Annotated in this window: 20 protein-coding genes; 4 read left to right on the top strand and 16 right to left on the bottom strand. The window is 62.6% G+C overall.

Annotated elements, in window-relative coordinates; genetic code table 11:
* Nucleotides 1-52 precede the first annotated feature (52 nt).
* From AHA_RS02750 to AHA_RS02785, 8 genes are all read right to left on the bottom strand, one after another.
* Nucleotides 53-574, bottom strand: a complete 522-nt coding sequence (locus AHA_RS02750; protein ID WP_005308438.1) for an MltR family transcriptional regulator — start codon at nt 572-574, stop codon at nt 53-55.
* A 108-nt stretch (nt 575-682) separates the two neighbouring features.
* On the bottom strand, nt 683-1,828 hold the full coding sequence (locus AHA_RS02755) for a mannitol-1-phosphate 5-dehydrogenase (RefSeq protein WP_016349320.1): 1,146 nt from the start codon (nt 1,826-1,828) through the stop codon (nt 683-685).
* Between the two features lie 37 nt (nt 1,829-1,865).
* Nucleotides 1,866-3,788, bottom strand: coding sequence for a PTS mannitol transporter subunit IICBA (locus tag AHA_RS02760; RefSeq protein WP_011704523.1), 1,923 nt, complete (start codon nt 3,786-3,788; stop codon nt 1,866-1,868).
* 454 nt (nt 3,789-4,242) lie between these two features.
* Complete coding sequence (locus AHA_RS02765; protein WP_011704524.1) at nt 4,243-5,289, bottom strand: DUF418 domain-containing protein; 1,047 nt, start codon at nt 5,287-5,289, stop codon at nt 4,243-4,245.
* Between the two features lie 21 nt (nt 5,290-5,310).
* On the bottom strand, nt 5,311-5,904 hold the full coding sequence (locus AHA_RS02770; RefSeq protein ID WP_164927532.1) for a TetR/AcrR family transcriptional regulator: 594 nt from the start codon (nt 5,902-5,904) through the stop codon (nt 5,311-5,313).
* A 188-nt stretch (nt 5,905-6,092) separates the two neighbouring features.
* A complete protein-coding gene (locus AHA_RS02775; protein ID WP_011704526.1) occupies nt 6,093-8,114 on the bottom strand; it encodes an exoribonuclease II in 2,022 nt (673 codons plus the stop codon).
* Nucleotides 8,115-8,214: 100 nt separating this feature from the next.
* Complete coding sequence (locus tag AHA_RS02780; protein ID WP_011704527.1) at nt 8,215-9,114, bottom strand: LysR family transcriptional regulator ArgP; 900 nt, start codon at nt 9,112-9,114, stop codon at nt 8,215-8,217.
* Between the two features lie 267 nt (nt 9,115-9,381).
* Entirely contained in the window at nt 9,382-10,005 is a 624-nt protein-coding gene (locus AHA_RS02785; protein ID WP_011704528.1) for an acyl-homoserine-lactone synthase, read from the bottom strand.
* Between the two features lie 62 nt (nt 10,006-10,067).
* On the opposite strand from AHA_RS02785, the gene AHA_RS02790 reads away from it, so the two are divergent.
* From AHA_RS02790 to AHA_RS02800, 3 genes are all read left to right on the top strand, one after another.
* Entirely contained in the window at nt 10,068-10,853 is a 786-nt protein-coding gene (locus tag AHA_RS02790; protein WP_011704529.1) for a LuxR family transcriptional regulator, read from the top strand.
* A 212-nt stretch (nt 10,854-11,065) separates the two neighbouring features.
* Complete coding sequence (lysE, locus tag AHA_RS02795; RefSeq protein ID WP_011704530.1) at nt 11,066-11,686, top strand: L-lysine exporter; 621 nt, start codon at nt 11,066-11,068, stop codon at nt 11,684-11,686.
* 126 nt (nt 11,687-11,812) lie between these two features.
* On the top strand, nt 11,813-13,792 hold the full coding sequence (locus AHA_RS02800) for a bifunctional 2',3'-cyclic-nucleotide 2'-phosphodiesterase/3'-nucleotidase (protein WP_164927533.1): 1,980 nt from the start codon (nt 11,813-11,815) through the stop codon (nt 13,790-13,792).
* A gap of 65 nt (nt 13,793-13,857) precedes the next feature.
* Here the strand turns inward: AHA_RS02800 and AHA_RS02805 are convergent, their stop codons facing one another.
* The 8 genes from AHA_RS02805 to hslR form a co-directional block, all read right to left on the bottom strand.
* A complete protein-coding gene (locus tag AHA_RS02805; RefSeq protein ID WP_005308463.1) occupies nt 13,858-14,334 on the bottom strand; it encodes an outer membrane lipoprotein in 477 nt (158 codons plus the stop codon).
* 137 nt (nt 14,335-14,471) lie between these two features.
* On the bottom strand, nt 14,472-14,924 hold the full coding sequence (locus tag AHA_RS02810) for a GNAT family N-acetyltransferase (protein ID WP_011704532.1): 453 nt from the start codon (nt 14,922-14,924) through the stop codon (nt 14,472-14,474).
* 120 nt (nt 14,925-15,044) lie between these two features.
* Nucleotides 15,045-15,440 (bottom strand): nitrous oxide-stimulated promoter family protein, encoded by a 396-nt coding sequence (locus AHA_RS02815; protein ID WP_045791081.1) that lies wholly within the window; start codon nt 15,438-15,440, stop codon nt 15,045-15,047.
* Nucleotides 15,441-15,552: 112 nt separating this feature from the next.
* A complete protein-coding gene (locus tag AHA_RS02820) occupies nt 15,553-17,355 on the bottom strand; it encodes an aminopeptidase P family protein (protein ID WP_011704534.1) in 1,803 nt (600 codons plus the stop codon).
* A 33-nt stretch (nt 17,356-17,388) separates the two neighbouring features.
* Nucleotides 17,389-18,054, bottom strand: a complete 666-nt coding sequence (locus AHA_RS02825; RefSeq protein WP_011704535.1) for a GntR family transcriptional regulator — start codon at nt 18,052-18,054, stop codon at nt 17,389-17,391.
* 175 nt (nt 18,055-18,229) lie between these two features.
* Nucleotides 18,230-19,855 carry a phosphoenolpyruvate carboxykinase (ATP) gene (pckA, locus tag AHA_RS02830; protein WP_011704536.1) on the bottom strand — a complete coding sequence of 542 codons (1,626 nt, stop codon included), beginning with the start codon at nt 19,853-19,855 and terminating at the stop codon, nt 18,230-18,232.
* A gap of 149 nt (nt 19,856-20,004) precedes the next feature.
* Nucleotides 20,005-20,889 carry an Hsp33 family molecular chaperone HslO gene (gene hslO, locus AHA_RS02835; protein WP_024943636.1) on the bottom strand — a complete coding sequence of 295 codons (885 nt, stop codon included), beginning with the start codon at nt 20,887-20,889 and terminating at the stop codon, nt 20,005-20,007.
* Between the two features lie 108 nt (nt 20,890-20,997).
* Nucleotides 20,998-21,396: a ribosome-associated heat shock protein Hsp15 gene (hslR, locus tag AHA_RS02840; RefSeq protein ID WP_041216200.1), complete on the bottom strand. Its 399-nt coding sequence runs from the start codon at nt 21,394-21,396 to the stop codon at nt 20,998-21,000.
* A 214-nt stretch (nt 21,397-21,610) separates the two neighbouring features.
* On the opposite strand from hslR, the gene exeC reads away from it, so the two are divergent.
* Nucleotides 21,611-22,459 (top strand): GspC family type II secretion system variant ExeC, encoded by an 849-nt coding sequence (gene exeC / locus AHA_RS02845; protein WP_272481873.1) that lies wholly within the window; start codon nt 21,611-21,613, stop codon nt 22,457-22,459.
* Nucleotides 22,460-22,479: the final 20 nt, after the last annotated feature.

Here is a 22,479-nt window from a genome sequence, read left to right on the forward strand (position 1 = left end):
TGACCGCGGGAGAGGGGCGGGGTGTGGCCGCTAACTGCGGCCACCAGCCGGATTAGATGGGGCTCTCTTTGTGGAGTTCGGTGACGCAGTCGGCCACCGCCAGCACCAGCGCCGAGCGCACCACCTGATCGAGCCGGTTCAGCTGCATCTGGTAGAAGGGCCAGTCCTCCTCGTTGGCGGGGGCCTCCTGCGGCATCATGCCGCCCTGGCTGACGCCGTGCAGGCGTGCCAGCAGATCGCGGATGGGCTTGTCGCTGAAGCGGTAATCCTTGGGGTCGCGCACCAGAAAATCGCGGATCTTCAGGTAAGCCTCGAGATCCTGATAGCGTTCGAGGGAGATGAGGCCGAGGGCGAAGATGAGCTTGAGGCGCACCTCCAGCTGGCCGAGAGGACCGCTCTGGTTGAGCAGGGGTTCGATGGCGTATTTGACGGCATACTCCTCCTGACGGAACGCGCGTCGCATCAGAGAGTCGACCGCCTCTTCCAGGATGGTCACGACCTCGAGAAAGAAGCCGCGAGGGCCATCCTGCTCGTTCAGTCGCTCCAGTACTTCATCTTCCTGGTGTGTGGTCATAAGTGCATTGGGTCCAGCTGACAGGGAGAGAGTGGGCCTCTCTCCCGGTTTTTATCGTATGAGGCGCTTTGGTGGCCGGCCTGGGTGGGCCGGCGGCGCCTCATCAGGTCACTTCAAATTGCCATAACGGGTGACGATGGCGCTGACGATGTCGCTGTCGGCAGCCAGGCCGGTGATGCGCGCCAGAGCCTGGGCCGGGCCCAGCTCCGCCAGCAGCTGTTGCAGTTCCACCGCCTGCGGGTCGTCGGCGTTGCGATAGTGCAGCGCCGCGGCGATCCCCTCCTGCAGGTGATCGCTCGGCAGGCCGTACTCGAGGGTGCCGAGCAGCGGCTTCACCAGCCGATCCCCCGCCGCCAGCTTGCGCAGCGGCTGACGGCCGACCCGGTCAATCTCATCCACCAGATAGGGGTTGGCGAAGCGGGCCAGGATCTTCTCGATGTAGGCGGCGTGCAGGCGCGGGTCGAAACCGTAGCGTTGCACCAGCACGGCGCCGCTCTCCTCCATGGCGCGACGCACCTTGCTGCGGATCAGCGGATCCTCGATCGCCTCGCGGATGGTGCGATAGCCCCTCAGCTTGCCGAGGTAGGCGGTGACGATGTGGCCGGTGTTGAGGGTGAACAGCTTGCGCTCGACGAAGGCCATCAGGTTGTCGGTGGGCTCCATGCCCGCCACCTGCGGCAGCTCGCCCTTGAACTGGGTCTGGTCGACGATCCACTCGCTGAAGCTCTCCACCGTCACCTCCAGCGGATCATCGTTGGCAGCCGCCGGCGGAACGATGCGGTCCACCGCCGAGTCGACGAAGCCGATACAGGCGTCGAGGGTGGCATGATACGCGACCGGCAGGTACTTGAGTACCTCCTGCTTGAGATGGCTGGTGCCGCGCACCATGTTCTCGCAGGCGATGACGTTGAGCGGTGTCAGGTTGCCGGCATCGAAGCGGGCCTGCAGCCCCTTGGCCAGGGTGCTGGCAATCTTGTCCAGAATGTTGGGGCCGACCGCGGTGGTGACCAGATCGGCGGTGATGATGCGGGCGATCACCTCGTGGCCGGCGGAGCTCACCGCCGCCACGTTGCGCACCACGTCCAGCTTCTGATCCGCTCCCACCACGTGCACCTTGTACTCCTGGCGGTGGTTGAGCTGGTCGATCAGGGTCTCGTTGACGTCGGCGAAGGTGACCTGGTGGCTGGCGTCAGCCAACAGTTTGCCGATGAAGCCGCGACCGATGTTGCCGGCACCAAAATGCAATGTTTTCATTATATTAACCTCTTGAACCAAAGACGATGAAGGACGATCAGGCAGCCTGTTCGGCACCCAGCAGATCCAGGAACTCCTGGGGATCCTGGGTGCTGGCCAGCCGGTCGATGAGGCCGGGTTCATCCAGTGCATTGGTCAGGCGGGTTATCACCTGCATGTGTTCGTCGTTGCGGGCGGCGATGCCGATCACCAGCCGCGCCACTTCATCGGCCTCCTCGCCGAAGGCGACCCCGGCCGGGTATTGGCAGATGACGATGCCGGTGCGTTTCACAAACTCCTTGGCGGCGATGGTGCCGTGCGGCACGGCGATGGATTCGCCGAGGTAGGTGGAGACCAGCTGTTCGCGCTCCAGCATGGCGTTGACGTAGTCGGGCGCCACGTAGCCCCGCTCCGCCAGCAGCTTGCCGGCAGCCCGGATGGCGGCCTCCTTGTTGTCAGCCTTGAGTCCCAGGTGCACGTCATGACGGCTCAGGGTGAACACCTCGGCGGCCTGCGGCTCGTAGCTGTCGTCGTTGGCCGCCACCAGCAGCTGCGGGTTGGCGACGTCATCGTTGACGGCCTGGGTCAGGCTCTGTACCAGCTCCTGATAGAGACCGTTGTCGAGGAAGTTGGTGAGCGAGATGTGGTGGGCGTGCGGCGCGTGGCGACGGGCCCGCTCGGTCAGATCCTTGTGGGTGATGACCCAGTCCACCTGATCGTCGAGCTGATCGATGGCGCGGTTGGTGACGCTGATGTCGAGGCCGGCGGCCTGCACCCGCTTGCGCAGCAGGCCGGCGCCCATGGCGCTGGAGCCCATGCCCGCATCGCAGGCGACGACTATGTTGCGCACCGCCATCAGTTCACCGCCCGGCTTCTTGGCCGCTGCGGTCTCGGGCTTGGCACCCTTCATGGCTTTCATCTTGCGGGTGGCTTCACCGAGGGCATCGGCCTCGTCGGCTTCCGGCTGCTGGGCACGCACGAACACGGCGGCGACCAGGAAGGAGACGGTGGTGGAGGCGACGATGGAGAGCAGCACCCCGATGAGGGAGGCTTTCGGTGTCATCAACAGCACGGCGAAGATGGAACCCGGTGAGGCGGGGGAGACCAGACCTGCGTTGAACAGGGTCAGGGTGAACACCCCGGTCATGCCGCCGGCAATCACCGCCAGGATGAGGCGCGGGTTCATCAGCACGTACGGGAAGTAGATCTCGTGGATGCCGCCGAAGAAGTGAATGATGGAGGCACCGGCAGCGGACTGCTTGGCGGCGCCGCGACCGAACACCATGTAGGCCAGCAGCACGCCCATGCCCGGGCCCGGGTTCGCTTCGATCAGGAAGAAGATGGAGCGGCCGTGCTCGGTCGCCTGCTGGATCCCCAGCGGCGAGAAGATGCCGTGGTTGATGGCGTTGTTGAGGAACAGGATCTTGGCCGGCTCAACGAAGATGGAGGTGAGCGGCAGCAGGTTGTTGTCCACCAGGAAGCCGACGCCACCGGCCAGTACGCCGGAGAGCACCTTGACGAAAGGGCCGATCACGAAGAAGGCGAGGATCGCCAGCAGCATGCCGATGAGGCCGGCGGAGAAGTTGTTGACCAGCATCTCGAAGCCGCTCTTGACGCGACCTTCCATCGCCTTGTCGAAACGCTTGATGGCCCAGCCACCGAGCGGGCCGACCATCATGGCGCCCATGAACATGGGAATGTCGGTCCCCACGATGACGCCCATGGTGGTGATGGCACCGACCACGCCGCCGCGCTCACCGCCCATCAGCTTGCCGCCGGTATAGCCAATCAGCAGCGGCAGCAGGTAGGTGATCATGGGGCCGACCAGCTTGGCCAAGGTTTCGCTCGGCAGCCAGCCGGTGGGGATGAAGAGGGCGGTAATAAAGCCCCAGGCGATGAAGGCGCCTATGTTGGGCATGACCATATTGGACAGGAAGCGTCCAAAATTCTGTATCTTGACTTTGGTATCCGGTGATAACATGTCGGGACCCCGTTTTAAGCCTGTTTGATTAAAAGTGGTAGTCGGGCTGGCCGGTTTTGCCGAACCGCCATCCCTGTCGTCTAAGCAACTTCAATCTACCAGCTTGTGATCAAATTAGGCTGAAAACGGGGTGTCTTGTGACACAGCTCTCAAATACCCCGACCACCCCCCTCCCTTCATAGTGATGTCGATCACATTCACTCTCTGTATTTCGGCTACATTTCGATCTTTGCTGCCGCCGGTATCGTTTTTATGTGACAGAAATCACTCTTTGCTGTTTGCGCAAACCCGATGTCAATGTGATCTGTTTCTCATTTCTATTATTTGTATTCAATTGGAGCAATTCGCCTGACCTGAAAAGTGAAGGCATTGACGATGGATTAGTTGAATCAACATTCAAATAACCAATGAATCAATTATTTTGTAACCCACTTTCAGTTTTTCATGATGTTCTTCAGCCGCAGAGGCGACGCATCAGCCACTCCAGAGGGCCTCGCTCGAAACGCAGACTCCATAGATTGGCAAACAGCAGCGCCGCCAGGGCGAAGAGGCTGGCGGCCAGCACCACCTCGGGCAGATCCTGCCCCTGCAGCCAGCCGATCGCCTCCAGTACTCCCATGCCGAACATGATGTGGGCCAGATAGAGGGTCAGGGTCTGCCGGCCGACCGGCAGCCACACTCGCCACCAGCGTGCCTCGGGCAGGGCGCGTCCCAGCCAGAGGCAGAGGGCGATCAGGGTGCTGGCCGCGCCCATGCCGAACAGCAGGTAGAGCGGCGCCGGGGGAATGGGCTGGGTCGCCAGCAGTGGCGCCAGCTCGGGGGCCGGCAAGAGGGTCGGCAACCAGAGCGACAGCCCCTTGGCCAGCGCCATGGCGCTCACCCCGCCGGCCAGCAGCCAGCGCTGGGTGACCGGATTGGCCAGAGATTGGCGGCTCAGCCAGAGGCCGTAGAGCAGAAAGCCCAGCCAGGGCACCACCGGGTGCCAGCCGTTGAACAGCAGATTGCGGATGAAGCCGGCCAGGGTCCAGAACTCGGGATAGCTGAAGCTGTGCCACTGCCAGCCCCGATCGTAATCGAGCAGGAACAGCAGGCCGACGAAGCTTGCCGCCAGCAGCGGGATCAGAGCCAGCAGCCAGGGGGAGGGAAGCCGGAGACAGCAGGCCCCCAGCAGAAAGTAGACGGCGTAGTAGTGGATGATGTCGGCCGGAAACACCAGGTAGTTGAGCAGCCCCACGATCAGCAGGAACAGGGCCCGCCTGGCGGTGTGGCTCATGGCCGCCGACCACGCCAGCTTGCGGGTCGACAGCCCCAGCCCGATGCCGGCCAGCACCACGAAGCTGGCGGCGGAGCGCCCTTCCAGTGCATCCAGCAGGGGCTTGAGCCAGGTCGGCCCCCCCGCCAACACCCCCATGGCGATGCGAAAATTCACCAGCACCATGCCGATAAGCGCCATGGCACGGGCCAGATCCAGTCCTTCCAGTCGATTGTGCGGGGTCGTCATGGTGGTGACTCCTTGGGGTGATCAGCGGGCCGGACCCAGCAACTGGTCCAGCAGGGACGGCAACCTTTGTTCCACCGGTGCCTGCTCTGGATGCAGGGCCAGGGCGTGGCGCACCGCCTGCCCCTCCAGCGCGTCCAGCAACAGCTGGGCGGTGAGATCCGGTTGCAGGTGTGCAGCCAGCTCCCCCGCCTGCTGGCCACGGCGCACCGCCGCCGCCAGGGTATCGCACAGCTGGCGCTGGTTGCTGGCGAAGGTGGCTGCCATCTCGGGGTGGCGGGTCAGCTCGGCCAGGATCTCGGTGCCGAGCAGCAGGTTCTCCGGGGTCAGCGACCAGGCGAGGTAGCCGGCGGCGAAGCGGGCCAGCGCCGCCCGGGCCGGCCCCTGGACCAGCTCATCCAGCAGGGGTTGCAGCTCGGCCGCCTCCAGCGAGGCGATCAGGGCGATCAGTTCCTCCTTGCGGGCGAAGTGGTTGTAGAGGTTGCCGAGGCTCACCCCGGCGGCGGCGGCGATGTCGCGCATGCCGGTCTGGTGGAAGCCCCGCTCGATGAAGCAGCCGAGCGCCGCCTGGATGATCTGTTCGCGTCGCTGCTCCAGCCGCAGGTTGTTGGTGGTCATGGGGATGCCTCTTGCCTGAAAACTTAACATGAGCGAACGTTCGTTCATTTGTGGGTTCACTCTATGCCCGTAACGAGCAACTGGCAAGCTCGGCGCGTACAAAAAATGATCGCCGGACTCGGCGGGTGGCATGGTCCAATAAAAAAGCCCGCAGAGTGCGGGCTTTTTACAAGGTGGGGAGGCCTGGCTTATTCGGCCTTGGGGGCCTCGTCGGCAGGCGTGGCATCGGCCTCGCTGGTCGGGGCGACCGGCGCCGGGCCCGGCACCAGCTCCACCGCCGGCTTGGCGATGAGGGAGCGGGTCTCTTCCACCGCTTCGGTCAGCTTGACCTCGATGATCTGGCCGAGCTCGTAGACCACCTCGGTCTTGTCCAGATAGACGCGACCATTGTCCCAGTTGCACTCCAGCCGATCCTTGTTGTCCAGGATATGGCGGGCGGGCATGAACACCACGGCGCCGTTCTCGCGCAGACGCAGCTTGAGGCCGGCGCGCATCACGTCGATGATCTCGGCGTTGAACACCTTGTCGGTGCCGGCATCGGCCTTGAGGTAGCGGACATAGAGCCAGTCGCCGATGTCGCGCTCCACCATGCGGTGCAGGCGGCGGCAGGCGGTCAGGTGCTCGGTGAGCTCCAGGCTCGGGCGCTCACCCGGGGTCTTGCCGGCGATGACGGCCTTCAGCAGGCGATGGTTGACCATGTCGCCGTATTTGCGGATCGGTGAGGTCCAGGTGGCATAGGCATCCAGCCCCAGGCCGTAGTGTGCGCCCGGCTCGGCGGACATCAGCGCATAGCTCTGGAAGCGGCGGATCTTGCCGTCCAGCCAGCGGGTGTCCAGGTTGTCGATCCAGCGGCGCAGGGCGCAGAAGCCGGACAGGCTGGCAATCTCTTCCTTCTCGAACGGGGCCTCGGCGCTTTTCAGCAGATCGATGGCGCCGTCGAGGGACTCTTCGTCAAAGCCGGTGTGGACGTTGAAGATGCCGTAGCCGACCTGCTTGCCGAGCACGCGGCCGGCACAGATGTTGGCGGCGATCATCGACTCTTCCACCATGCGGTTGGCGATGCGGCGTGGCTCGACGTGGATGGCCAGCACTTCGCCGTTCTCGCCCAGCTCGAAGTCGTAGTCGGGACGATCCGGGAATACCAGGGCATGCTCGGTACGCCAGGCGATGCGCGCCTCGGTCATCGCCTTCATCAGCGGCAGTTGGGCCAGCACGCCGGCGTCGATATCCAGCTGCTTGCCGTGTTCGGCCCAGTCGGAGACGTCGTCATAGGTGAGACGGGCGTGGGAGCTGATGCGGGCGGCGAAGAACTCGGTCTCTTCCAGCAGCAGGCCATCCTCGGCGATGAGCAGACGGGCACACAGGGTGTTGCGCTCCTCGCCCTCTTTCAGGGAGCAGAGCTCGTCGGAGAGGGTGCGTGGGATCATCGGCACGTTGCGGCCCGGCATGTAGACGGTGAAGGCGCGCTGGGCAGCTTCCTTGTCCAGCTCGCTCCCTTCGGCCACGTAGGCGGTCGGGTCGGCGATGGCCACCAGCAGCTCCCAGCCGTTGTCCAGCTTGCGGATGGCCAGGGCATCGTCCATGTCCTTGGTCTTGGCGCCGTCGATGGTGAAGAAGGGGGTCGCGGTCAGATCGGTGCGCGGCAGCTCTTCCTCTTCGATCACCTTCCACTCCGGCAGATCCGCCGGCTCGACCTGGGCCAGGTTATGGCGCGCCAGCACCACCCACCAGGGCACGTTGTGATCTTCCTGCGAGGCGATCGTCTGGGTGATCTCGGCAGAGAAGTTGCCGTCCACCAGGGCGTGACGCTTGAGGGTGGCAACCACCCAGTCCCCTTCCTTGAACTCTTTCTCGTCCAGCCCCTTCTTGACGCGGGCCTTGATGGCATCCTTGATCAGCGGGTGATCGGCGACCACGTTGAGGCGGTCGCGGAACATCTTGACGCGGGCCACGAAACGGGTGACGGACTGCTCCAGCAGGGCATCCGGCTCGGCCACTTCCTTCTCTTTTTCGGTACGGATCAGGGCGCTCACCCGGTCACCGTGCATCACCTTCTTCATGTAGGGAGGCGGCACGAAATAGCTGGTCTTCTCATCGACCTCCAGGAAGCCGAAGCCTCGATCGGAGGCGCGGATCACACCCTCTTTCTTGGGGATGTTTTCGCGGATTTGTTGCTTGAGCTGGGCCAGCAGCGGATTGTCTTGGAACATAAGTGAGGAACCTGAAGTGGAAAACCTGGGTGGAGACCTGATGACGGATCGCCCAGCACTATACGTTTTTACCCCTCCAAAGCCAAGGTGAATGGCCGGTTCAGCCGGGTTGCAGTGCCCGGCGACCCTGCTCGATCAGGCGCTGGGATATCTGCTTGTGCAGCCCCCGTTCCAGCACCCAGCGGTGCCAGTAGAGCCGCTCGACCAGATGCTGGTCCGGGCTGAGATCGAGCAGGCTGCCCTCCGCCAGCTGGCGGCGGATCTGCAATTCCGGGATCAGGCAGCAGGCCAGCCCCTGTTCGGCCATGGCGACGAAGGCCTCGGATGAGCGCACCGTGTGGCAGGGGTAGCCGCCGGGCTCCAGCCCGAAGTGGCGGGCCATGTAGCTGACGTGCATGTCGTCGCGCTGATCGAAGGCCACCGCCGGCGCCTTGGCCAGCGCCGCCAGGGTCAGCCCCTGCGGGAAGTGGCGGGCGACGAAGGCGGGGCTGGCGGTGAGCAGATAGCGCATCTCGCCGAGCTCGTCGACGCAGCAGCCGGCCAGCGGCTGGCCGTGCAGGCTGACGGCGCCGAACGCCTGCCCCTCGCGCACCCGATCCAGGGTGCGGCTCTCGTCATCCACCAGCAGGTTGAGCTCGATGGGGTGCTGCTCCAGCAGCGGGGCCAGGGCCGGCAGAAACCAGGTAGCCAGGCTGTCGGCGTTGACGGCGATGCTGACCCGGATCGGCGCCTGCGGCTCGGCGGGGGAGAGTTCACCGGCCAGCTCCAGCTCCAGCTGGCGTACCTGACGGTAGTGGGCCAGCAGCTTCTGCCCGAGCGCGGTGGCCTGCAGCGGCTGGCCACGGATCAGCAGCGGCTCGGCAAACTGCTGCTCCAGCTGTTTGATGCGCTGGGAGATGGCGGATTGGGTGATGTGCAGGCGCTGGGCGGCCCGCTCGAAGTTCTGCTCCTGCATCACCGCATCCAGCGCCAGCAGCAGCTTGTAATCCAACGCCTTCATCAGCATGCCTTATCAACAGAGGGAATTGAGAAGGGATGCTACTCAAGTGGTGGCGGGAGAACAACCGGGGATCGCTGAAAATGTCGGCAGACCAGGCGTGACAAGGGCTGTGGGGTCAAAGCGGATTTGTCACTGTGAGATGTGACAGTGGTGGTCAAAAGGTATTCAAGAGATACTCCTTTGCGTCCGTTTTTGCATGGGGTGGAAACGGGCCATAGCGAGAACTTTTAATCCCGGGTCTTACCCCGGGATTTTTTTGTGTCGCCTTTATTCGGTGACCAGTTCGCGCGCCTCGTCATAGGCACCCTGCAGGGGCTGGCCGACGGCACGGGCGAAACGCTCATCCAGATGGAAGCGGATCCCGACCCCGCGCACGGCGCCCAGATCCACCGCCTGGCGGTGACCGAGCCGTTCGATGGGCAGGCCGAGACGGCGGAAGATCCGCTCCACCGGCAGGCTGACCACGGCAACCAGCTCGCGGATCCCCTGCGCCTTGGCGAAGGCATAGACCTCGCGGAAGATGATGCAGGTCAGTTCGCTGATGCCGTTGCCGAGCCGGGGAGCCCGTTCGGCATCGATGGCGAGGCGGGTCAGCTCCCACACGTCGTTGCTGCGCGGCGGGGCTTCACCGGCGAGGGCGGTGGGGAAGATGCTGGGCAGCATGTAATCCTGGGCACAGCTGAGCAGACGGATGCAGCCGCACAGGCCTTCCTCGTCTTCGATCAGCACCCAGTGGGTATCAGGGGTATCGAAACTGTCCTGCTCCAGACCGCGGTGGGATTCCACATCCCAGCCGAGGCGATCGGAGAAGACGCGATTGCGAAAGCGATAAAGCTCGTTTTCTACCTCCCATCTGGGGTGTTCTTTTAATTTTCCTTTGAAAACAAGCATTCAGATGTCTCCATTTCAGTGTTCGGCGCTATAATCGAGGCCCTGGCCAGGGGGGCTAGCATATGAAACAAGACCAACTGCTTGAGTACCTCGAACATTTCACTTCGGTAACGGACGGGGATCGTTTGGCCGAGTTGATCGGTCGGTTCACGCTCGGTATGGGTTACGACTACTACCGGTTTGCGCTGATCATTCCCATGTCGATGCAAAGACCCAAGGTGGTGCTGTTCAACCAGTGCCCAGACTCCTGGGTGCAGGCCTACACGGCCAACCATATGCTGGCCTGTGATCCCATCATTCAATTAGCCCGCAAGCAGACCTTGCCCATTTACTGGAACCGGCTGGATGAGCGGGCGCGTTTTCTGCAAGAGGGCAGTCTTGACGTGATGGGGTTGGCGGCGGAGTTCGGGCTGCGCAACGGAATTTCGTTCCCGTTGCACGGTGCGGCAGGGGAGAACGGCATCATACTGTCGTTCATCACCGCCGAGCGGGCATCGAGCGATCTGCTGCTGGAGTCCTCGCCCATCCTCTCCTGGATGTCCAACTACATCTTCGAGGCGGCGATCCGGATTGTGCGGGTCAGTCTGCGGGAAGATGACCCTCAGGAGGCCCTGACTGACCGGGAGACCGAATGCCTGTTCTGGGCCAGTGAAGGGAAAACGTCGGGTGAAATCGCCTGCATCCTGGGGATCACGGAGCGAACCGTGAACTACCACCTCAATCAGGTCACCCGTAAAACGGGGTCGATGAATCGCTACCAGGCCATCGCCAAGGGGGTGAGCAGTGGCATTTTGCTGCCCAATCTCGAGCAGGTCGTGGTCACCAACTTCCCCAAGCTGATGCAATAAAACCCGATGATTCTCGGGGCAGAGTGATTGGCTAACAATTGTCAGATCCTGCAATTGACAGTCATGGTCGAATGGCGGCCCTTCTGCCCCGAAGGGGTTATGCCTGCCCTGCAGTCATTAGCAAAACCAATGGCTCAGCAGATCAATGAATTTCTCTAAATAGAACTGCCCCCTTATAGTGCCGTCCAATCACTCTGCTGGACGGTTCATCCATGTTTGCTACCACCCTGCAAGGCTTCACCCTCGGCCTTGCCATGATCATTCCCATCGGTGCCCAGAATGCCTTCGTGCTGAGTCGGGGCATCCACCGCAACCACCATCTGCTGACGGCGACCCTCTGCTGCCTGTGCGATCTCGTGCTGATCGGCATCGGGGTGTTTGGCGGGGCCAACCTGCTGGCGGCCAGCCCGATCGGACTGGCCCTGCTGACCTGGGGCGGCGTGCTGTTTCTCGGCTGGTTCGGTATCCGTTCCCTGCGCAGTGCCTGGCGCGGGCAGGGAGCCAAGCTGGCGGACTCGCCCCAGTTGATGGGGGTCAAGAGCGTGCTGGCCATGACCCTCGGGGTGACCCTGCTCAATCCCCACGTCTACCTGGACACCCTGATGCTGCTCGGCTCCTTCGGCAGCCAGTTTGCCGAAGAGTTGCGGCCGGCCTTTGCGGCGGGGGCCATGCTGGCCTCGCTGGTCTGGTTCTACAGCCTGGCGTTCGGGGCGGCCGCCCTCTCACCCTGGCTCGCTCGCGGTAGGGTTCAGCAAGCTATTGATACTATTGTTGGTTTCATCATGCTGGGGCTGGCGTTGCAGCTGGCGAGCGGGGCTCTGCTGGCGTCATAGGCTATTTTTGTGCCGCACCTCATAAAAATTAATCCCGGCTTCATGCGCTGACATATTCGTCTGTTAAATTCCCGTCGCTGGTAAAGCGACACTCATAATAAAAGGGACAAGACAGTGAATAAAACCATGAAGCTGGGTGCTATTGCAGCCATCGTGCTGTTATCTGCCTGTAGCAATGAAAACGACAGCAAGGCGCAACCGGGTGAGGTTGCCCTGCGTCTGATCCAGACCTCCGATATCCACTCCAACGTACTGGGCTACGACTACTACCAGAACAAGGAAGATCGCAAGTTTGGCCTCTCTCGCACCGCGCTGCTGATCCGCGCGGCCCGCGCCGAAAACCCCAACAACCTGCTGCTCGACAACGGCGACCTGATCCAGGGCACGCCGCTGGCGGACTACATCTTCGAGCAGTCCGGTGCCGGTTACCTCGACAAGCAGGCCCACCCGGTGTTCAAGGCGATGAACGAGCTCGGCTACGATGCCGGCAACCTGGGCAACCACGAATTCAACTACGGGCTGGATTACCTCACCAAGACCCTGCAGGGGGCCAAGTTCCCCTATGTGAACGCCAACGTGTTCGAGGCGGGCGCCTTCAAGCGCGATGCCAAGGGGCAAATAGACTGGAGCGGCAACAAGTTCACCCCCTACCTGCTGCTGGAGCGCAAGGTGAAGGATGACAAGGGCCAGCTGCAGACCGTCAAGGTCGGTATCCTGGGGCTGACCCCGCCGCAGGTACTGCAGTGGGACAAGCGTCATCTGGAAGGCAAGGTGGTGGTGGCCGACATGGTCGAGACCGCCAACCACTATGTGCCCGAGCTGCGCGCCAAGGGGGCCGACATCGTGGTAGTGGTGGCCCATACCGGCATCAACGCCAGCAGCTACGAGGCCATGATGGAGAACTCGGCCTGGCACCTGGCCAAGGTGAAGGGGGTGGATGCCCTGATGCTGGGCCACGCCCACAAGAACTTCCCGGGTGACTTCCCGGATCTGCCGGAGGTGGACAACAAGGCCGGCACCCTGAGCGGCATTCCGACCGTGATGCCGGGTTACTGGGGCAACCACCTCGGCATCATCGACCTCAAGCTGGAGCAGGTGGACGGCAAGTGGCAGGTGAAACAGAGCCAGGCCAGCCTGCGCAAGATCGACTCCAGCGAGGGCAGCGCGGTGGATCAGCGGGTGGTAGACCTGGTGCAGGCCGACCACGACGCCACCAACCAGTGGCTGGACGAGCCGCTCGGCAAGATCACCTCCTCCATCCACAGCTTCTTCGCCCTAGTGCAGGATGATCCTTCGGTGCAGCTGGTGAGCGATGCCCAGCGCAAGCATGCCGAGCAGCTGCAAAAAGACGGCCTGCTCAAGGAGTCCTACCCCATCCTGTCGGTGGCGGCGCCGTTCCGTGGCGGTCGCAACGGCATCAATGACTTCACCTATGTGGCCCAGGGTGACATCTCCCTGCGCAACGTCTCCGACCTCTACATCTATCCGAACACCCTGCAGGTGGTCGAGGTGAACGGGGCCACCGTCAAGGAGTGGCTGGAGATGAGTGCCGGCCAGTTCAACCAGATCGACACCGGCAAGACCGAGGTGCAGTGGCTGGTGAACGAGAAGTTCCCCACCTACAACTTCGACGTGATCGATGGGGTCAACTACGAGGTGGATATCACCCAGCCGGCCCGTTACAACAAGGAAGGGGCCAAGGTCAGCGACGGCCAGCGCATCAGCAGCCTCACCTTCAACGGTCAGCCCATCGATCCGACCCAGAAGTTCTACGTGGTGACCAACAACTACCGCGCCAGCGGCGGCGGCCACTTCCCGGGCATCGACGGCAGCAACATAGTGCATGAAGACCCCTTCGAGACGCGCGAGATCATCGCCCAGTACCTGAAGGCCCAGTCTGCCGACAACCCTGCCGGCTTCAGCCCGGCGGCCAACAACAACTGGCACATGAAGGCCCTGCCGGCCAACGTGGACGTGCGGCTCTACTCCTCGCCCCGTGAGGAGGCCAAACAGCTGGCGGGTGCGGATCTGGAGTACAAGTCCACCCTGCCGATGGATGATGCCCAGCACCCTGGCTACGCCATCTTCCGGCTGATCCGTCAGTAATTTCCGGCCGACATGGCAATAAAAAAAGCCCTCGCACTGCGAGGGCTTTTTCATGGGCGGAGGGCTTAGTTGACCACGGCCACGTTGATGGTGCCATTGCCCTGGGTCATACGGACCCGGGCGCCCGGCACGAAGGTGGGGCTGGCCTTTTGCACCACCACGATGGATTCGCCGTTCTCTTTCTTGATCTCGAGTTCGACACCGTCCACCTGGTTGAGCTTGTCACCGGCCGCCTTGCCCGCTGCCGCACCCGCAATGGCGCCACCGGCTGCGGCGATGTCGCTGCCGCGTCCGCCGCCAATGGTGCTGCCGAGCAGGCCGCCGACCACGGCGCCGCCAATGGTGCCGATCAGCGAGTTCTCATCGGCCTGGATCTTGACCGGGCGGGTGGAGAGGATGGTGCCGTAGCTGACGGTCTGCACCTGCTTGGCGCGATCCTTGGTGTAGACGTCACCGGAGTAGACGTCGCTGTTGGCACAGCCGCTGAGGGTGGTGGCGGTGGTGGTGGCCAACAGGGCGATGAGGGTAATGCGTTTCAACATGATGGGCCTCCTGGGCTGGCATCTAATCTGGTTTGTTCGGTCAGTGATTCAACTCTACGCCAACCGGATTGAGCATGAAACCAGCAAAGTGTAACCAATTATAAGGCCCGGGCCCCGCAAACCCTGTCACCGCCGGCTCAGCCGAGCCGTTTTTCCAGCAGCAGGCGATCCTCGCCCGGGCCGAAATAGTCGCGCTCCTCGGCCAGTTGTTGATAACCGAGTCGAAAGTAGAGGCGCTGGGCGGGATTGGCCGGATCCACCGTCAGTCTGACCCGCTCGATCCCCAGTGTCAGCAGTGACTGCTCCACCTGCAGCATCATGCGTTCGGCCAGGCCGAAGCCGCGCGCCTCCGGCAGCACCGCCAAGGAGAGCAGCCAGCCCTGCGACCGATCCTGTCCCAGTCCGCCCAGGGCATAGCCCAGCAGCTTGCCGTCCAGCTCGGCCACCAGCAGCAGCTCGGGCCACAGATCCATGGCCTGGCGGAAGAAGAAGCCGGGATAGACATCCTCCCCGAATACATTGACGTCGATCTGCCAGATGGCGTGCATGTCGGTGTGGCGCGCCACTCTCAAAACGGGGGGCTGGTGCATCCGGGCTCCTGTGGTGTCGTACGTGCTGCCGGGCGGCAGTCAAAAAGGAGCCACAGGGTAGTGGGCCCGCCGGGCTGATGCAAGCGGGTCTGGGGCGCTGAGCGGCAGGGCCGCTCCGGCTCAGGGCGGTAGAGGACGGCTGCCCGGTCGTTTGGGGGCCTTGCGGCGGCTGTCCAGCAGGTGGCGCAGGGCCAGCCAGGGGTGATGCCACAGCATGCGCGGGCCGCTCCACTTCATCACCAGCTGGATCTGCTTGCGCATGGCCGGGGCATAGCAGTGGATGTGGCAGTTGGCACAGGTGGGCTTGTGGCCGTGACCATAGCGGCAGCGGCGCAGCCGCTGGTGGGCAAACTCCTGCAACTGCTGGCAGTGCCGGCAGACGGGATCCTGATGATGATGGTCGCAGTAGAGGCGGATCATGGCGCTGACCGTCTGCTGCTCCCGCTTGAGCCTGGGATGCACGGGCGCCTTGTCGGCACGGGCCGGGCGCGCGGGGTGGGAGTGATGGGTCGTCATGCAGGGCATTGTCCGGACCTGGGGCGACGGGGTCTTGATACAGGTCAAACCGGCGGGCAAAAAAACAGGGCCCGCGGGCCCTGTTTCATCAGACAGCTCTGCTTGTCTGCGCTTAGATGAGGCTGGTTGCCTGCTCCAGCCAGGCGAGATCCTCGCCTTCCAGCAGCGGGCTCAGGCGGCGGTAGACCTCGGCGTGATACTCGTTGATCCAGCGGAACTCGGCCGGGCTCAGCAGGCTGCGATCGATGAGGCGGGTATCGAACGGTACATAGGTCAGCCGCTCGAAGCCGAGCATCGGCAGCTCGCCGATCTGCTCCTGCTCGGTGACCACCACCAGGTTCTCGCAACGGATGCCGAAGGCATCTTCCCGGTAGTAGCCAGGTTCGTTGGAGAGCACCATGCCCGGCTGCAGGGCCACCAGGCTGCCCTTGGGGGCGATGCGCTGCGGGCCTTCGTGCACGCTCAGGAAGTGGCCGACGCCGTGGCCGGTGCCGTGGTCGTAGTTGTAACCGGCCTGCCACAGCGGCTGGCGGGCCAGCACGTCGAGCTGGATGCCGGCGGTGCCGCGCGGGAAGCGGGCCTGATCCAGCGCGATGTGACCCTGCAGTACCCGGGTGAACATCGCCTTGTGCTCGTCGGTCAGCTCACCCACCTTGAGGGTACGGGTGATGTCGGTGGTGCCGTCCAGATACTGGGCGCCGGAGTCCACCAGATAGATGCTGTCCTGGCCAAAGGTACGCGGGGTGCCGTTGGTGTGGCGGTAGTGACACATGGCTGCGTTGGGGCCGAGCGCCGAGATGGTGTCGAAGCTCGGCTCGACGTAGTGCTCCTGCTCGCGGCGGAAGGCTTCCAGCTGATCGGCCAGGGTCCCTTCATCCACCCCGTCGAACTCGCCGCTGGCGATCAGCCGATCCAGCCAGGCCAGGAAGCGGGTGACGGCGACACCGTCGCGCAGATGGGCGGCGCGCATGCCGGCCAGCTCCACCTCGTTCTTGCATGCCTTGGGCAGCATGGTCGGGTCCTGACCGGCCACCAGGATGGCGCCCGCCTCTTCCATGACCAGCTGGGTCCAGGCGTTGGCGGTGTTGGGATCGGCCAGCACCTTCTGCTGGTCTTCACCGATGCGCTGCAGCACGTCACCCAGCTTGTCGATGGGGTAGACGGAGACATCCTGCCCCACGTGCTGGCTGAAGGCGAAGCAGTCGATCTTGTCGGTGTCGACGAAGAAATCCATGGTGGCGTTGGCGTAGAGCACCGCGAAGCCCAGCACCACCGGTAGCCGCTCCACGTCGCGACCACGCAGGTTGAGCAGCCAGTTGATGGGCTCGGCCTGGGTCAGCAGCACTGCATCCAGCCCGCGCTTGCGCAGATCGCTGGCCAGCATCTCGCGCTTGGCCTGGCTGGATTGGCCCGCCAGCGCTTCGCTGTAGAGGATGGCCGGGTTCTTGGTGGGGGCGGGGCGATCGCTCCAGTGCAGATCGATGGGGTTCTGCTCCACCCGCACCAGCTCGATGCCGCGCTCGGTCAGCACCGCCTTGGCATTGTGATACCAGGCCAGGCTGTGCAGGCGGGCGTCGAAGCCGACCCGGGAGCCGGACGGCAGCTGATCCGCCAGCCACTGCACATGGGGATCTTCCACCAGATGGAGAAACTCGAAGAGCTCGGCCGGTGCCTGCATGCGGGCCTGCACCGTGTAACGACCGTCGATGAACAGGGCCGCCCGCTGCGCCAGGATGATGGCGAGGCCGGCGGAGCCGTTGAAACCCGTGATCCAGTCCAGTCGCTCGGCGTAGGCGGGAATGTACTCCCCCAGGTGCTCGTCGTCGTGGGGGACGATGAAGGCGTCCAGCTCCATCATGGCCAGTTCGGCCCTGACCTGGGCGACGCGGGTTTCAATAATCTCGAAATGATTCATGTCGTTAATGCCAGATTGTTGTGATGTGAGTGTTCAGTGGTTGTGGCCGCTGTCCAGGATCCGCTTGATGGACTGGCCAGCCGCCTCGATATGTTGCTTGAGCAGTACCACCGCCTCGTGCTTGCGGCGGGCGCGGCACAGCTCCAGCAGCTGGGCGTGCTCGCGCTCGGCCTTGTCGACGCCATCGCTGGCGAACAGCAGCTCGAAGCGCACATAGCGGTCACAGCTCAGATTGATCTGGGCGATCAGCTCCAGTGCCTGGGGGCGGCCGGCGGCCTGATAGAGGGTGGCGTGAAAACTGTGGTTCAGCTCGGCCCAGCGTTCGATCTGGGTGCCCGACTCGAGGGCCTGGTCGAACTGGGCGAGGATCGCCTGCGCCCTGGCGAAGGTCTCCTCCGTCATCAGGTCGACGGCGTGGAACAGGGTATCGGCTTCCAGCAGGGCTCGCAAATAAAAGAGCTCCTCGATGGCCGCTGCGTCCAGCATGGTGACCACGGCGCCGCGGTGTGCCTCGAACTTCACCAGCCCCTGCGCTTCCAGCTGCATCAGGGCTTCCCGCACCGGAATGCGGCTCACCGCCAGCTCCTTGGCGATGGCGTCCTGACGCAGGGGGGCGCCGGCGGGAAACTCACCGCGCAGGATCCGGCCACGGAGGTTTTCCATCACCATTTGGGTTCGGGTCTTGTAGGGTGGGGTCATGATCGGGTCACAGGGGAATCGTTACAAAATTGTATATTGTATAAAGTTGGGCTGAATCTAACGCGCAAGGGCCCACAAGGCAAGGTTTGGCGGGAGTCAAACGCCGCGCTCTGCTCAAAAAAATACCGGCCAGCTGGGCTGACCGGTATGAGATTGGCAGTAAACGGGCTGGCTGTTACAGCTGCGGGCCTGCCGCTACCAGACGCTTGCCCTCTTCATTGTCGGTGAAGCGCTCGAAGTTCTTGATAAAGCGTCCTGCCAGGTCAACCGCCTTGGCATCCCACTCGGCCTTGTTGGCGTAAGTGTCGCGCGGGTCGAGGATTGCCGGGTTCACGTCGTGCAGGGCGGTCGGCACTTCCAGATTGAAGATCGGCAGCACCTTGGTCTCGGCCTTCTCGATGGAGCCATCCAGGATGGCGTCGATGATGGCGCGGGTATCCTTGATGGAGATGCGCTTGCCGGTGCCGTTCCAGCCGGTGTTGACCAAGTAGGCTTCCGCGCCGGCGGCTTCCATCCGTTTCACCAGCTCCTGACCGTACTTGGTCGGGTGCAGGGAGAGGAAGGCTGCGCCGAAGCAGGAGGAGAAGGTCGGGGTCGGCTCTGTGATGCCGCGCTCGGTACCGGCCAGTTTGGCGGTGAAGCCAGACAGGAAGTGGTACTTGGTCTGCTCCTTGGTCAGCTTGGAGACCGGGGGCAGCACGCCGAAGGCATCGGCGGTCAGGAAGATCACCTTGTTGGCGTGACCCGCCTTGGAGACCGGCTTGACGATGTTCTCGATGTGATAGATGGGGTAGGAGACCCGGGTGTTCTCGGTCTTGGAGCCATCGTCGAAGTCGATGGTGCCGTCGGCCGCCACGGTCACGTTCTCCAGCAGCGCATCGCGACGGATGGCGTTGTAGATGTCCGGCTCGGCTTCCTTGGAGAGCTTGATGGTCTTGGCGTAGCAGCCGCCTTCGAAGTTGAACACGCCGTCGTCGTCCCAGCCGTGCTCGTCATCGCCGATCAGCTGACGCTTGGGATCGGTGGAGAGGGTGGTCTTGCCGGTACCGGACAGGCCGAAGAAGATGGCCACGTCACCGTCCTGACCCACGTTGGCGGAGCAGTGCATGGAGGCGATGCCGCGCAGGGGCAGGAAGTAGTTCATCATGGAGAACATCCCCTTCTTCATCTCGCCACCGTACCAGGTGCCGCCGATGAGCTGGATCTTCTCGGTCAGGTTGAAGGCGACGAAGTTCTCGGAGTTGAGACCCTGCTCCTTCCAGTTCGGGTTGGTGCACTTGGCACCGTTCATCACCACGAAGTCCGGTTTGAAGGTTTTCAGCTCTTCATCGCTCGGGCGAATGAACATGTTTTTCACGAAGTGAGCCTGCCAGGCCACCTCGGTGATGATGCGCACGGCCAGGCGGGTGTCCGGGTTGGCACCGCAGAAGCCGTCGACCACGAACAGGCGCTTGCCGGAGAGCTGTTTGGTCACCAGGGATTTCAGATGTGACCACACTTCCGGGCTGATGGCTTTGTTATCGTTTTTACCCTGGTCAGACCACCACACAGTATTCTGGGTAGTGGCGTCTTTGACGATATATTTATCTTTAGGGGAGCGGCCGGTGAAGATGCCGGTATTGACATTGACGGCGCCCAGTTCGGTCACCACGCCGCGCTCGAACCCTTCCAGGTCGGCACGTGTCTCTTCCGCGAACAGCTGGTCGTAGGAAGGGTTGCGCAGGATTTCAGTGGAGTTCTTGATACCGTACTGGTCCAGTCCTAATTGCTTGGCCAGGGTGGGTTCTGCCACGATTGTCATTGTATTCTCCTGGGTTCAGAGGTTGGTAGGGTTCTATCTGGCGTTCATCCTATCACTTAGGTGGTAGAGTTTAGCGATCGCCATCAAACTTTATAAAATAGGGTATTTTTTTGTTATTTAAGTTAAAGGCGGGTTTTGCCCGCCTTCAATTAGTGTAACTTGTTTGCATCATTACCGGGAGCCCTGCTGAACAGGGTTTCGACGTCGATCCCATCAAATTGGTACTGGGCGCCGCAATAATCACAGTGCATGTCGATCTTGCCGAGCTCCTGCACCATCTCCATGACCTCTTCCTTTTCTATCTGCAGCAGAGCCCCTTCGCAACGGGCGCGGGAGCAGGTGCAGCGGAACTCGACCGCCTGCGGATCGAACACCCGCACCTTGTCCTGGTGGTAGAGGCGGTAGAGGATCTCTTCCGCTTCCAGACCGAACAGCTCTTCATCCTTGATGGTGCTGGTGAGCTGGGTCAGGTGCTCGAAATCGTCGCTGTGATCCTCGCTCTGGGCAGGCAGCTCCTGCAGCAGGATGCCGGCGGCGCGCGGCTCACCCTGGTGGTAGCCGGTACGGATCCACAGCTTGGTCGCCAGCTGTTCGGACTGGGCGAAGTAGTGCTCCAGGCAGCCAGCCAGGGTGTCGGCGTCCAGCGCTATGATGCCCTGATAGCGTTCACCCTGCTCCGGGGTGATGGTGATGACCAGCTGGCCTTCTCCGATCAGGCTCTGCAGCTTGTCGTCGCTCGGCAGTTCCCCTTCATAGCGGGCCACACCACGCAGCTGCTGATTGTTGTCGCCGTTGATGACGGCCAGCCGTACCGGGCCGTTGCCCTGCAGCTGCACCGTGATGGAGCCTTCGAACTTGAGGGTGGCGGTCAGCAGGCTGGTGGCGACCAGCAGTTCACCCAGCAGTTTTTGCACCTGTACCGGGTAGTTCTGGGCCTCAACCACGTGGCGGTAGGTGTGGTCCAGCTGGACCAGCTCGCCCCGGACTTCGTACTCTTCGAACAGATAGCGATACAGGAGATCTTGGTTACTCATCATGCATTCCTGGGTTCTTCGGTGGGGTAAATAGATAAAAACATTAATAAACAGCTGGTTAGGAACTTATTCCGGCAACTGTCGTCATAAAAGGGCCATCTTGGCGGGTCAATATTGCTTGACCTTGATCAGCTGGCGCCGCTCCTGCTTGTCGGGGCGACGCTCGGGGCTTGGCGCAAACTGGCTGTTGAAGCGGCGTGCCTCGCTGTTTTCGGCCCGCTTTTTCAGGCTGGCCTCGGTCTCTTCATAGAGCTGCTGGGCCAGCGGGGCGGACTTGCGCTGCTCGCTCACCTCGAGCACCCGCACTTCCCGTTCGTCCTGACCCTGCCAGAAGCGAATGAGAGCGCCGACCTCGACATGCTTGCCCGGTTTGCTGCGCTGGCCGTTGTAATGCACCTTGCCCCCTTCAATCTGGTCGCGGGCCAGGCTGCGGGTCTTGTAAAAACGTGCCGCCCACAACCACTTGTCGAGACGGACCAGGGCTGGGGTTTCTGCGGGGTTCGGCATGAATCGACTCCGGAATGGCTGAAAGGGGTGCCTGATTATACCAGAGGCGGGCCCCGGGATAGAAACAGGGGGGCTGATGGTGTGACGGAATGTCAATTTTCGCAGCTTCATCCCATCCGGTCGGTTGTCTCTGGGTCCATTGCCGTACACAATAGCCAACCGATTTGGATGCCAGAAAATATTGATAAACATGACGCTACCGTTCAGGGATGACTTGTTGAGCTCCCTTCTGGCCCGTTGTAAAACCGTGCCACTCTCCCGATTCAGCCAGCCTCTGTTCTGGCTTCTGCTGCTGTTGCTGGCCCACCAGTGTGCCGGTCTCACCTGGCGTCTGCTGGATCTCGGCAGCCGGCCCGTCAGCCAGTCCTGGCAACCGTCGGTGGTCGCCAATCAGAGCCAGGGTGCAAACCGGCTCGACCTGAGCGGCGTCAGCCGGCTGGCACTGTTCGGCAAGGCCAAACAGCAGGCCCAGGCGGCCGATGTTGTCGCAGCCGATGCTCCCAAGACCCAGCTCAACGCCCAGCTTAACGGCGTGCTGGCGAGCTCGGATCCCGCCAAATCCATTGCCATCATCGCCCACAATGGGCTGCAGAACTCCTACGGCATCGGTGATCTCATCGATGGTACCCAGGCCAAGATCCGCCAGGTGTTCCCGGATCGGGTCATCATCGAGCGGGACGGCCGCGACGAAACCCTGATGCTGGACGGGGAAGAGTACGGCAAGCCGCTGCCCAAGCCGGGCAACCAGGATGGCAAGCTCTCCTCGGTACGCAACGAGCTGATGGGCAACCCCGGCAAGATCACCGATTACCTCAATATTTCCCCGGTCCGGGTCGATGGCCGCATGGTCGGCTATCGCCTCAATCCGGGCAGCAATCCGGAACTGTTCAATCAACTGGGGCTGGTCGCCAACGACATGGCGGTCAGCATCAATGGGCTGGATCTGCGGGATAACGCTCAGGCCATGCAGGCGATGCAGCAGGTGGCTGGCGCAACGGAAATGACCGTCACCGTCGAGCGGCAAGGACAGCTCTACGACGTTTATGTCGGCTTGTCAGAATAATGATTTGGAGTAGCACCAAG

The sequence above is a fragment of the Aeromonas hydrophila subsp. hydrophila ATCC 7966 genome (genome assembly GCF_000014805.1).
Taxonomy (GTDB): Bacteria; Pseudomonadota; Gammaproteobacteria; order Enterobacterales; family Aeromonadaceae; genus Aeromonas; species Aeromonas hydrophila.